This is a genomic window from Bacillus cereus group sp. RP43, assembly GCF_040459645.1.
Classification (GTDB): domain Bacteria; phylum Bacillota; class Bacilli; order Bacillales; family Bacillaceae_G; genus Bacillus_A; species Bacillus_A mycoides_C.
Window position 1 is genome coordinate 472,616 of record NZ_JARVHQ010000001.1, and the last position, 12,288, is coordinate 484,903.

Genomic DNA, 12,288 nt, shown 5'->3' on the forward strand with positions numbered 1-12,288 from the left:
TATCCTTCACAAGAGAAAAAAGCAGACTGAGAAGCCACAGTCTGCTTTTTTACATTTTATCCCGCTATTTGCGGGCAGTAAAAATCCCACCTCAAAATTCGGCTGGAGCAAAGTAGTTAGGATGGGAGTCGGGCTGCCCGTAAACGCCCGATTGGTGAGGGCTGATAATCAGTGGGGGATGCCCCCACACTGATTATAGTTTCACTTTATGATTTTGTTTTACTGGAACGCGTACTGTTTCTTTTGCTAACAATAGTTGAACACCAAAGTATAGTACGCTTGCAAGCGTCATTCCAGAAATGGCGTCTACAAAGGCATGTTGCTTCGTAAATAATGTTGATAAAATAATAAGCGTTCCGAAGAAAGTAAGAATGTAATATTCCAAAGCATGCTGTTCTCTACGCTTAAAGGCAGCTAACATAATTACAAATGTCGTAAGGACATGAATGCTAGGGAAACAGTTTACCGGTTGATCAATACTATAAATATAGCGGACTAGTTCGGAAAATACGTCTGTTCCAACGACGGTTGGACGTGGTACAGTTGTCTGCCAAAAATAATAAATCGAAAAACAAGCAAGTTTTCCAAGAATTACACTACTTAAAGTGACATAATATTGCTTTCGATCAGCAAAACAGTAATAAATAAGTGCGCCGTATAAGTATGGAAACCAAAGTAAATAAGGAATAATAAATGCTTTCACAAATGGAATCCAATCATCTACTACAGTCGTGACATCTACTGCGTGAACAATAGATTTATTTAATACATCGTAAAGGGGACTTACGAGTACGAGTAGAAGTATATAACTTAACGGAATAAAAGATGAAAGTTTTAATTTCTTCATGACAATCTCCTATGTTTAGTAATGTAAATAAATTCAATTGATTATAATATAGAAACCCAAATTGGGCTATCGATTTTACTTACATTTTCTTGAATTTACCTTACGTTTTTGTCACTTGACTTAAAAGAGGGGGAGGCTGCTAAATGAAGCGTTCACTTTATTTCTTAGTTTTTATATTGTTATGCCTAGTGAGTACTGGGTGTGCAAATGATAATGAAGGAGAGACATTAGAATATAACGGGAGAGCACTCGTAATTGGAGTTGTTGGAGAAAAACCGAAAGATACGTTTAGGAATGTAAAGTTTGAAAATGTGAAGTTAGAAGAGATGAAGGAGAAAGCAGCAAAAGTTGATGGTTTTCTTGTCATGAAAGAATACTTTCAAGAAGCATCAAAGGAGCAGTATACGGACTTATTTTTATCATTAAAGAAGCCGGTATTTTTTGTCGGTCTAAAAGATCTGCCATACTTGATTTTTACTGAAAAAGATTTAGATTATGACAACGCCCCAAGGGACAGAGCTATGATGTATACACAAGGATTTGTAAATATGGGGAATCCTGAGGGACAATATTGGGGTATGGGATTATATAATGATACTGTTTCGGATCAAAATATTCATAATATGTATATCATAGTATTTCAAACAATTGCAGATTATTTAAGTCGATGATGAAGGAGCCTGTAAAAGGGCTCTTTTTATTTTTAAATAAACGCTTGTTTAAGAGGTATGTTCGGTAGGGGAAAAACCTATGTATTCCAATGGTTGAGGTAGAAAAACATGAAATTAATCAAACGTTTGTTTAAGATATATGTTCGGTATGAAAAAATATATGTATTTCAAAGGTTGAGGTAGAAAAATCAGAAATTAATCAAACGTTTGTTTAAGATATATGTTCGGTATGGGATGAGAAAAAAGTTTTAAAAAATTATATATTTATTTTTTCTTGATAAATGGCGGAAAAATAAGAAAAATTAGCAGGGTTATTAAAAATTATCACGAAATAAGTAAAAGTTTAGCGAATAATCGTTTGAAATAATAAAACGTTTTCTATATGATAAAGGTAAAGGTAAGTAAAAAAGTAGGTGAATTTATGACAGTAACATTTTATTCATATCCAAAGTGTGGCACATGTCAAAAAGCAAAGAAATGGTTTGAGGCAAACGATGTAGCATATGAGATGATTCATATTGTTGAAAATCCACCGTCAAAAGAAGATTTACGTAATTTACATGAGAAAAGTGAATTACCATTAAAAAAATTCTTTAATACAAGTGGAATGCGTTACCGCGAACTGGGTTTAAAAGATAAGTTAAAGGATGCAAGCGAAGACGAAATGTACGAGCTTTTAGCATCTGATGGCATGTTAATTAAACGTCCAATTGTAACAGATGGAACGAGTGTAACACTTGGTTTTAACGAAGAGCAGTTTGAAAGTGTGTGGAAAAAGTACCAATAAGGTATTTTTACATAATTAATACATTCACTGGAGGTACAGTCATGAGCATTCCAAATAATTTACGTTACTCTGAAGAACACGAATGGGTAAAAACAGAAGGTAATGCGGTTGTTATCGGTATTACTCATTTTGCGCAAGGTGAGTTAGGCGATATCGTATTCGTTGAACTTCCTGAAGTAGGTGCAACAATCCAAGCTGACGAGCCATTCGGAAGCGTAGAATCTGTTAAAACAGTTTCTGAATTATACGCACCTGTAAGTGGTAAAGTTGTAGCAGTAAACGAAGAATTAAGTGACCAACCAGAACTAGTTAACGAATCTCCATACGAGGGTGCATGGATGGTTAAAGTTGAACTTTCTGATGCAAGCCAAGTTGAGAAGTTATTAACTGCAGAAAAATATGCAGAAATGACAAACCAAGACTAATTATAGTCGACTAAAGGACAGCCTTTGTGCTGTCCTTTTTTATGTTGTGTTACATAATGAATTTAAAAACATATATATTAATTATTATGTAGGAGAACGTTTTTGAAAAACTTTTTTCATTGTTTAGCTCCAGCGGCTAGAACAGTTGGTCATTTCACTCCTTCACTTGAGGAAAAAGGCGCCTCTAGCTCAGGAGTTCCAATGCCCTCTTGTTCTGAGCGAGCCGCTTGTGCTTTCGATATTGTCCAGCTCCAGCGGCTAGATTGTTCGGTGGCTTCGCGTCTTCCAGAGAGGCAAAAAGCGCCTCTATGTCAGAAGCTCCATCCCCCTCACAATCTGAGCGAGCCGCTTGTGCTTTTCTTTTGTAAAAATAAACAGGAAACAACATGAAAATAACGAATATACTATATACTAAGTTAAAGGTTGTATAGTATATGGTGATCGGGTGATGACGTATGATTTATGTGGAAAAAGTCATTATTGTAGAAGGTAAATCGGATAGAAGAAAGATTGAATCTATTATTCGTGAACCAGTGGAAATTGTTTGTACAAATGGTACAATTGGTTTGTCGAAAATGGATGAGCTCATTGATCAGTTTTTTGATAAGGACGTATATGTGCTAGTGGATGCTGATGATGCAGGAGAAAAGTTAAGGAAACAATTCCGAAAAGAATTTCCGCAAGCAGAGCATATTTATATTGATCGCTCGTATCGCGAGGTGGCGACTGCACCTTCTTCACATTTAGCAAATGTATTATGGGGAGCTGACATTGACGTTTATACAGAATATTTACGGTAAGGAATGATAGAAGTGATTGATTGGACAGGTGCCGAAGCTACAGCCCTAATAGGAAATGAAGAAAAAACAGTGTTATATGTGTATACACCAATGTGTGGAACATGCCAATTAGCAAAGAAGATGTTGACGGTCGTTGAGATGACGATTGAAGATTTAAAAATTGGAATGTTAGATTTGAATTATGCCCCGCATTTAGCGAAAGAGTATGGGATAGAAAGTGTACCGTGTTTACTTATTTTTGAAAATGGGACACTGACGAAGAAAATATATGCATTTCATTCGGTTGAATATTTATATACGGAATTAAAGTAGGCGGCAAAGTTTTTGCCGCCTCGACATATTTCTTGGGAAATATGTCGACATGCGTGATAGATACAGTATTTGTCGAGCGAAAGTAACAGGATTGCTCTTTAATAAGAGGGAATGGTATGTAATAGAAAGTGATATGAGGGATGTGGTTTAGGATGAAATTATATTCTTTGCTTCAATCATTTGTAAATTACGCTAATGGTCAATATCATTTAGAACCGCTTTTAAGGCAAGGGGAAAGAACTGTTAATTTTCGTTTTGGAGATGAAAGCTGCTCGTTACAAATTTCAAGAGATTATATAGAACTTTTGAAAGAGGCGAGAGGAACGGAACAAATCGTTTGTTTAGAGGAAGAGGATGTACAAAAATTAGTGACTGGAAATATGAGGTTGCAAACGTTAATGAGTGATGGACGGGTACAATATTCTGGAACTTATCGAACGATGTTATTAGTTGAATCGATGTTTCATATATGTAAACCGATGTCAGTCGGGGCTTAAAATTCTGAAGTTTCTTTTTTTGCGAAAATTTCTGTTGACACGGCGTGTGGATATTGATACAATTCAATTCATAAAATATAGACAATTTCATAAATTATAAATCAGACGAAAATTTAATCTGATTTCTCTTATTAAGAGAGGTGGAGGGACTGTGCCCTGTGAAGCCCGGCAACCGTCAACTTATGTTGAAATGGTGCCAATTCCTGCAAAGCAAATGCTTTGAGAGATGAGAGAGAGGGATAGTGTTGTTATATACGCATATAAACCTTTCTGCTTCTCTAGAAGCGGAAAGGTTTTTTGTTGTTTGAATGCGGAGGACATTCAAATAATAAGAGGAGCTATAACGATGGACTACACGCATCAAAAATAAAAAAATGCGGAGTCTATCCAAAATTTTCAAGAAATCCAGCTCCAGCGGCTAGAATGTTCGATGGCTTCGCTTCTTCCTATGAGGCAAAAAGCACCTCTACGTCAGAAGCTCCATCCACTTCACATTCTAAACGAGCCGCTTACGCTTTTTAAACAAAAAAGGGGTGATACACCATGATTCTATTAGAGAATGTAAAGAAAATATATAAGGCAAAAAGCGGTGATGTCACTGCTGTAGATAACGCCAACTTACAAATAGAGAAAGGCGAAATATTTGGTGTTATCGGATATAGTGGCGCTGGGAAAAGTTCTTTAATCAGATTGTTTAATCAATTAGAGAAACCAACTTCTGGCCAAATTACAATTGCAAATCGTGTCATTTCAGCGATTACTGGAAATGAACTTCGTAAGGCAAGACAAGAAATTGGAATGATTTTTCAGCATTTCAACTTACTTTGGTCACGAACTGTGCGTGAAAATATCGCATTCCCACTTGAAATTGCAGGTGTCGATAAGGCGGAGAGAAGAAAACGTGTCGATGAGTTAATTCATCTTGTTGGATTAGAAGGAAGAGGAGACGCGTACCCATCTCAGCTAAGTGGTGGACAAAAGCAGCGCGTCGGGATTGCAAGAGCGTTAGCAAATAATCCACAAGTACTTTTATGTGACGAAGCAACGTCAGCACTTGATCCGGAAACGACAGATCAAATTTTAGATTTACTATTAGATATTAATAAGCGTCTCGGTTTAACAATTGTATTGATTACACATGAGATGCACGTTATTCGAAAAATTTGTAATCGAGTGGCGGTAATGGAGAAAGGGAAGATTGTAGAAACGGGTCCAGTACTTGACGTATTCCGTAATCCACAGCAAGACATTACGAAACGCTTTGTACAGCAGTTAACGGATTCTGAAGATACAAATGAAACGATTGAAAGTTTAATTGAAAAATACCCAGATGGAAAAGTAATTCGCTTGCAGTTTGTCGGTGAGGCTGTAGAAAGACCGGTACTTCAAAGATTAATGCAACGCAGTGATATAGAAGTTAGCATTTTGCAAGGAAATATCGCACAAACGAATAACGGTTCTTACGGAAGTTTAGTCGTTCATTTAAATGGTGAAGAAACAGCGATCCAGCAAGCAATAGAAGGAATTCATCAAGATCAAGTAGAGCTGGAGGTGATTGCACATGGATAAGTTAATCGCAAATGTTGATTGGAATCAAATGTTAGAAGCAACTGGTGAAACGTTATATATGACGGCAATCGCAGCACTTGCCACATTTGTTTTAGGACTTATTTTAGGACTATTACTCTTTATGACAGCGAAAGATAATTTATGGGAAAATAAAGCGATTAATACGGTGATTGGAGCGTTCGTAAACATTTTCCGTTCTATACCGTTCATCATTTTAATTATTTTATTAATCCCATTCACAAAGATTCTTCTTGGAACAATTCTCGGAGCGAGTGCAGCGCTGCCAGCTTTAATTATTGGAGCGGCACCATTTTACGCGAGAATGGTTGAAATCGCACTTCGTGAAATTGATAAAGGGGTAATTGAAGCTTCAAAAGCAATGGGAGCAAAAACAAGCACAATCATTTTGAAAGTATTAATTCCAGAAGCGTTACCAGCATTAGTATCTGGTATTACGGTAACGACAATTGCTTTAGTAGGCTATACAGCAATGGCAGGTGTTGTTGGTGCTGGTGGTCTTGGAACACTTGCTTACTTAGAAGGATTCCAGCGTGGAAATAACGATGTAACAATCGTTGCGACAATTTGTGTATTACTCGTTGTATTTTTAATTCAGTGGATTGGTGATAGTGTAACGACTCGAATAGATAAAAGATAATGAAAACAGGGGGATATTTCAAATGAAAAAATTATTACTTACAGCACTTATTTCAACTTCAATTCTGGGGTTAGCTGCTTGTGGCGGGAAAGATAAAGATGAAAAGAAACTTGTTGTTGGTGCTTCTAACGTACCGCACGCTGAAATTTTAGAAAAGGCAAAACCGTTACTTGAGAAAAAAGGAATTGAGTTAGAAATTAAAAAATTCCAAGACTATGTGTTGCCAAATAAATCGTTAGCGGATAAGGAATTAGATGCAAACTACTTCCAGCACATTCCATATTTAGAAAAAGAGATTAAAGATAAGAAATATGATTTTGAAATAGCAGGAAAAATTCATTTAGAACCGATTGGTGTGTATTCTCAAAAATATAAGAGCTTAAAAGAGCTTCCAAACGGGGCGACAATTATTATGAGTAATTCTGTTACTGATCATGGTCGTGGTTTAGCAATTTTACAAAAAGAAGGCATTTTAAAAATTAAAGACGGAGTAGAGCCAGTTAAAGCGACTCCGAAAGATATTGCAGATAATCCGAAAAACTTAAAATTCAAAACAGATATCGAGCCGGGTCTATTGCCACAAGTGTATAACAATAAAGAAGGCGACGCTGTTCTAATTAACTCTAACTATGCGATTGATGCGAAATTAAACCCAGAAAAAGATGCAATTGCAATTGAAGGCAGTGATTCTCCATATGCTAACATCGTAGCAGTTCGTAAAGGCGATAAAGATAAAAAAGAGATTAAAGCTCTTGTAGAAGTGCTGCATTCTAAAGAAATTGAAGATTTTATTAATAAAGAATATAAAGGGGCAGTTGTTCCTGTAAAAGAATAATCGTTTGAAGAAGGGCTGGTGTATGCCGGCTCTTTTTTCTAACTACATAACTATAGGGGAGAAGGGGACATCATATGAAAAAGATTATACTGTCAGTTGTTACAGCACTGTCTGTATTTACATTAGCTGCCTGCGGGGGGAAAGAGGAGAATAAGCTTGTCGTTGGAGCTTCTAACGTGCCGCACGCTGTTATTTTAGAGAAAGCACAACCGATATTAGAGAAAAAAGGTATTAAATTAGAGATTAAAAAATTCCAGGACTATGTGTTACTAAATAAAGCGTTAGCGGATAAAGAAATTGATGCGAACTACTTCCAACACATTCCGTATTTAGATAAAGAAATTCAAGAAAAAGGATATAAAATTGTAAACGCAGGAAAAATTCATTTAGAGCCAATGGGCATTTATTCTAAGAAATATAAAAGCTTAAAAGATTTGCCAGATGGCGGAACAGTTATTATGAGTAATAACGTTGCAGAGCGCGGACGTATGTTAGCACTATTGCAAAAAGGCGGAGTTATTAAACTAAAAGAGGGTGTAGATGTTGTTAAAGCGACAGTAAAAGATGTTGTAGAAAACCCGAAAAATTTAAAGTTTAAAACAGATGTAGAACCTGGACTTTCACCGAAGCTGTACGAAAACAATGAAGGTGATGCTTTATTTATTAATTCAAACTACGCAATTGATGCGAAATTAAATCCAACAAAGGATGCAATTGCAATTGAAGGATCAGACTCTCCTTACGCAAATATTATCGCAGTTCGTAAAGGTGACGAGAAGAAAAAAGAAATTAAAGAACTAGTTGAAGTATTACATTCAAAAGAAATTCAGGACTTTATTACTAAAGAATATAAAGGTGCTGTACTTCCGGTAAATGAATAAGTGCAGGAAAGGACTGGGAAATTCCTAGTTCTTTTTGCTTTATATAAATAAGAAGAAAGGTGTATCATATAAGGATGCAAGGGAAATACTTATATACATTTGTGAAAAAATTGTTACATTTTTTCAGCGTTTGCGATATCATTTTATTTGATATAAGATTAGAATGAGAATAAAATGAGAATATGAACGTTTTAGTAATTTTTAAAATGTATATATAGGATTAATGGAGGTATTGAGATGGCTGGTTCTACATTAACGGTTAAAGACTTACATGTATCAATTGATGGCAAAGAAATTTTAAAGGGTGTAAACCTTGAAGTAAAAGGTGGAGAAATCCACGCAATTATGGGACCTAACGGAACAGGTAAATCAACTTTATCTTCTGCAATTATGGGTCACCCAAAGTATGAAGTAACAGAAGGTAGCATCATCATCGACGGTGAAGATGTATTAGAAATGGAAGTAGACGAGCGCGCACAAGCAGGTCTATTCCTAGCAATGCAATATCCAAGTGAAATTAGCGGAGTAACAAACGCTGACTTCTTACGTTCTGCAATTAATGCACGTCGTGAAGAAGGCGAAGAAATTTCTCTTATGAAATTTATCCGTACGTTAGATAAAAACATGGAATTCCTAGAAATGGATCCAGAAATGGCACAACGTTACTTAAACGAAGGTTTCTCTGGCGGTGAGAAAAAACGTAACGAGATTCTTCAATTAATGATGATCGAGCCAAAAATTGCAATCTTAGACGAAATCGACTCAGGTCTTGATATCGATGCATTAAAAGTTGTATCTAAAGGTATTAACCAAATGCGCGGCGAAGAGTTCGGTTGCCTAATGATTACGCATTACCAACGTTTATTAAACTACATCACTCCAGATTTCGTTCACGTTATGATGAACGGTCGTATCGTTAAATCTGGTGGCCCTGAGCTTGCACAACGTCTAGAAGCTGAAGGTTACGACTGGATTAAAAAAGAATTAGGTATTGAAGACGAAACAGCAGAGCAAGAAGCGTAAGAGAGGAGCATAAACATGACAATCGGTACATTACCTTTCGATCAAGAAACAATCCGTCAGCGCGCAAGCGAAGTAAACGAAGCTGCTTGGTTGACTGAGTTCCGCTTACAAGCTCTTGCACAAGCAACTGAACTTCCAATGCCAACGCCTGATAAAACGAAAATTGACAAATGGGATTTTATCGGAAAAGGCGACGCTGCTAAGCAAGAGCCTGTAAGTTCTTTAACAGAGCTTCCAGAAGCAGTGAAAAACTTAATCGATGAAAATAACAGCGTATTAGTACAACGTACTGGTACAACTGCGTTCGTTTCTTTAGCAGACGAAGCAAAAGAAAAAGGTGTTATTTTTACAGACATCGTAACAGCTGCAACAGAGCATGCTGGACTAGTACAAAAGTACTTAATGAAAGACGGTGTGAAAGTAGACGAGCATCGTCTAACTGCACTTCATGCTGCATTAATCAACGGCGGTGCATTCGTATATGTTCCGAAAAACGTTGTTCTTGAAACTCCACTTCAAGCTGTATTCTTAGTAGACGGCGAAGAAGCTAACGTATATAACCACGTACTATTCGTAGCTGATGCGAACAGTACTGCAACTTATGTAGAAAACTACGTTGCAAATGAAAATGCTAAAGGTATTGCAAATATCGTAGCAGAAGTAATCGTAGAACAAGGCGCACAAGTGAAATTCGGTGCGGTTGATCTATTAGCAAAAGACGTAACAACTTACGTTAACCGCCGCGGCGTTGTTGGACGCGACGGCCGTATTGATTGGGCTCTAGGCCTTATGAATGACGGAAATACAATCTCAGAGAACGTTACGAACTTAATGGGCGACGGATCATATGCTGATACGAAAACAGTAACAATTGGCCGTGGTAACCAAACACAAAACTTTACAACTAAAGTTGTTCACTTCGGTAAACACTCTGAAGGTTGGATTTTAAAACACGGAGTACAAAAAGATAGTGCAACATCTATCTTTAATGGAATTGGTAAGATTGAACACGGTGCATCTAAATCAAATGCACAACAATCTTCTCGCGTTCTTATGTTAGATGAGAAAGCTCGCGGTGATGCAAACCCAATTCTTTTAATCGATGAAGATGATGTAATGGCAGGTCACGCAGCTTCAGTAGGCCGCGTAGATCCATACCAATTATACTACTTGATGAGCCGTGGGATTCCAAAACGCGAAGCAGAACGTTTAGTCATCCATGGATTCTTAGCACCTGTAGTAAATGAGCTTCCAATTGAAGGAGTAAAAGCACAGCTTGTTGAGGTAATTGAAAGGAAAGTTCGCTAATGAATATTCATGAAATACGCAAACAGTTTCCAATTCTTGATCAAAAAGTGAACGGCAAACAACTTGTTTATTTCGATAGTGCAGCAACTTCTCAAAAACCAATTCAAGTCATTGAAACGTTAGAACGTTATTATAAAGAATACAATTCTAACGTGCATCGCGGTGTTCATACGCTCGGTACGAAAGCTACCGACGCGTATGAAGGTGCACGTGAGAAAGTTCGCAAGTTTATTAACGCGAAATCAATGGAAGAGATTATTTTCACGCGCGGAACGACAACTGCATTAAATACAGTAGCGGCTAGCTATGGTCTTGAAAATGTAAAAGAAGGCGATGAAATCGTCATCTCTTACATGGAGCACCATAGTAACATCATTCCGTGGCAACAAGTTGCGAAGAAAACTGGCGCAACTTTAAAATACCTTCCGCTTCAACCAGACGGTACAATTTCTTTAGAAGATGTTCGTCAAACAGTTACAACGAATACAAAAATCGTTTCTATTATGCACGTGTCAAACGTACTTGGAACGATTAACCCTGTAAAAGAAATCGGAGCAATCGCACATGAAAACGGTGCAATCATGATCGTTGATGGAGCACAAAGTGCACCTCATATGAAAGTGGATGTACAAGATTTAAACTGTGATTTCTACGCATTATCTGCTCATAAGATGTGCGGACCAACAGGTGTCGGCGTATTATATGGTAAGAAAGAATTGCTAAACAATATGGAACCAATTGAATTTGGTGGTGAAATGATTGATTTCGTAGACTTACAAGAGTCTACTTGGAAAGAGCTTCCGTGGAAGTTCGAAGCAGGTACACCGATTATCGGTAATGCAATCGGACTTGGTGCGGCAATTGATTTCTTAGAAGAAATCGGTCTTCATAATATTGAAAAGCACGAACATGAATTGGCGCAATACGCTTTAGAAAGACTATCAGAAGTAGATGGCGTTACAATTTATGGTCCAAAGCATCGCGCTGGTCTTGTTACATTTAATATTGATGACGTACATCCTCATGATGTAGCAACTGTATTAGATGTAGAAGGCATTGCGGTTCGCGCAGGACATCACTGTGCACAACCGCTTATGAAGTGGCTGAAAGCTTCTTCTACAGCACGTGCAAGCTTCTATTTATATAATACAAAAGAAGAAATTGATACATTTGTTGAATCGCTAATCAAGACAAAGGAGTATTTCACAAATGTCATTTAATAATTTAGATACGTTATATCGTCAAGTTATTATGGATCATTATAAAAATCCTCGTAACCATGGCGTGTTAGAAGATAGTGTTACCGTTAACTTGAACAATCCAACTTGCGGCGATCGTATTCAACTTACGATGAAAGTAGAAGAGGGTATTGTGCAAGAAGCGAAGTTTGAAGGCGAAGGATGTTCAATTTCAATGTCTTCAGCTTCAATGATGACACAAGCAGTAAAAGGAAAGAAAATTGAAGAGGCTCTTAAGCTTTCTAAAATTTTCTCTGACATGATGCTAGGAAAAGAGTATGATGACAGCATTGATTTAGGAGATATTGAAGCATTACAAGGCGTATGCAAGTTCCCGGCACGTATTAAATGTGCAACATTAGCGTGGAAAGCGTTAGAAAAGGGCTTAAATGAAGATAAGTAATGTTAAAAGTTCCTAAAAACGAGGTTATATAAGG

At 37.1% G+C, this 12,288-nt stretch carries 15 protein-coding genes and 1 riboswitch; of the genes, 14 read left to right on the top strand and 1 reads right to left on the bottom strand.

What is annotated here, in order from left to right; translation table 11 throughout:
* Nucleotides 1-193: 193 nt before the first annotated feature.
* Nucleotides 194-847, bottom strand: a complete 654-nt coding sequence (locus QCI75_RS02335) for a phosphatase PAP2 family protein (RefSeq protein ID WP_144505379.1) — start codon at nucleotides 845-847, stop codon at nucleotides 194-196.
* Between the two features lie 143 nt (nucleotides 848-990).
* Here QCI75_RS02335 and QCI75_RS02340 point away from each other — a divergent pair, with 143 nt between their 5' ends.
* The 14 genes from QCI75_RS02340 (at nucleotide 991) to sufU (ending at nucleotide 12,254) form a co-directional block, all read left to right on the top strand.
* Nucleotides 991-1,518: a hypothetical protein gene (locus QCI75_RS02340; RefSeq protein ID WP_353759930.1), complete on the top strand. Its 528-nt coding sequence runs from the start codon at nucleotides 991-993 to the stop codon at nucleotides 1,516-1,518.
* Nucleotides 1,519-1,939: 421 nt separating this feature from the next.
* A complete protein-coding gene (locus QCI75_RS02345; RefSeq protein WP_002129756.1) occupies nucleotides 1,940-2,305 on the top strand; it encodes an arsenate reductase family protein in 366 nt (121 codons plus the stop codon).
* 41 nt (nucleotides 2,306-2,346) lie between these two features.
* Nucleotides 2,347-2,730 (top strand): glycine cleavage system protein GcvH, encoded by a 384-nt coding sequence (gcvH, locus tag QCI75_RS02350; RefSeq protein ID WP_000026895.1) that lies wholly within the window; start codon nucleotides 2,347-2,349, stop codon nucleotides 2,728-2,730.
* Between the two features lie 455 nt (nucleotides 2,731-3,185).
* Nucleotides 3,186-3,530 carry a toprim domain-containing protein gene (locus QCI75_RS02355; RefSeq protein WP_000640865.1) on the top strand — a complete coding sequence of 115 codons (345 nt, stop codon included), beginning with the start codon at nucleotides 3,186-3,188 and terminating at the stop codon, nucleotides 3,528-3,530.
* A gap of 3 nt (nucleotides 3,531-3,533) precedes the next feature.
* Nucleotides 3,534-3,842: a thioredoxin family protein gene (locus QCI75_RS02360; RefSeq protein WP_186320850.1), complete on the top strand. Its 309-nt coding sequence runs from the start codon at nucleotides 3,534-3,536 to the stop codon at nucleotides 3,840-3,842.
* 152 nt (nucleotides 3,843-3,994) lie between these two features.
* Entirely contained in the window at nucleotides 3,995-4,339 is a 345-nt protein-coding gene (locus QCI75_RS02365) for a hypothetical protein (RefSeq protein ID WP_353759931.1), read from the top strand.
* Nucleotides 4,340-4,464: 125 nt separating this feature from the next.
* Nucleotides 4,465-4,572: riboswitch (SAM riboswitch) on the top strand.
* A gap of 310 nt (nucleotides 4,573-4,882) precedes the next feature.
* Nucleotides 4,883-5,908 (top strand): methionine ABC transporter ATP-binding protein, encoded by a 1,026-nt coding sequence (locus tag QCI75_RS02370; protein WP_353759932.1) that lies wholly within the window; start codon nucleotides 4,883-4,885, stop codon nucleotides 5,906-5,908.
* Entirely contained in the window at nucleotides 5,901-6,566 is a 666-nt protein-coding gene (locus QCI75_RS02375) for a methionine ABC transporter permease (RefSeq protein WP_144505374.1), read from the top strand. Before QCI75_RS02370 ends, QCI75_RS02375 begins: the two co-directional genes overlap by 8 nt.
* A gap of 22 nt (nucleotides 6,567-6,588) precedes the next feature.
* On the top strand, nucleotides 6,589-7,401 hold the full coding sequence (gene metQ, locus QCI75_RS02380) for a methionine ABC transporter substrate-binding lipoprotein MetQ (protein ID WP_098777480.1): 813 nt from the start codon (nucleotides 6,589-6,591) through the stop codon (nucleotides 7,399-7,401).
* Between the two features lie 74 nt (nucleotides 7,402-7,475).
* Entirely contained in the window at nucleotides 7,476-8,282 is an 807-nt protein-coding gene (gene metQ, locus QCI75_RS02385) for a methionine ABC transporter substrate-binding lipoprotein MetQ (RefSeq protein ID WP_353759933.1), read from the top strand.
* A gap of 237 nt (nucleotides 8,283-8,519) precedes the next feature.
* Nucleotides 8,520-9,305 carry a Fe-S cluster assembly ATPase SufC gene (gene sufC / locus QCI75_RS02390; RefSeq protein ID WP_016112396.1) on the top strand — a complete coding sequence of 262 codons (786 nt, stop codon included), beginning with the start codon at nucleotides 8,520-8,522 and terminating at the stop codon, nucleotides 9,303-9,305.
* 15 nt (nucleotides 9,306-9,320) lie between these two features.
* Nucleotides 9,321-10,613 carry a Fe-S cluster assembly protein SufD gene (sufD, locus tag QCI75_RS02395; protein ID WP_353759934.1) on the top strand — a complete coding sequence of 431 codons (1,293 nt, stop codon included), beginning with the start codon at nucleotides 9,321-9,323 and terminating at the stop codon, nucleotides 10,611-10,613.
* Complete coding sequence (gene sufS / locus QCI75_RS02400) at nucleotides 10,613-11,833, top strand: cysteine desulfurase SufS (RefSeq protein WP_353759935.1); 1,221 nt, start codon at nucleotides 10,613-10,615, stop codon at nucleotides 11,831-11,833. Before sufD ends, sufS begins: the two co-directional genes overlap by 1 nt.
* Entirely contained in the window at nucleotides 11,823-12,254 is a 432-nt protein-coding gene (gene sufU, locus QCI75_RS02405) for a Fe-S cluster assembly sulfur transfer protein SufU (protein ID WP_002089369.1), read from the top strand. The genes sufS and sufU overlap by 11 nt, the downstream gene beginning before the upstream one ends.
* The last annotated feature ends 34 nt before the right edge of the window (nucleotides 12,255-12,288 follow it).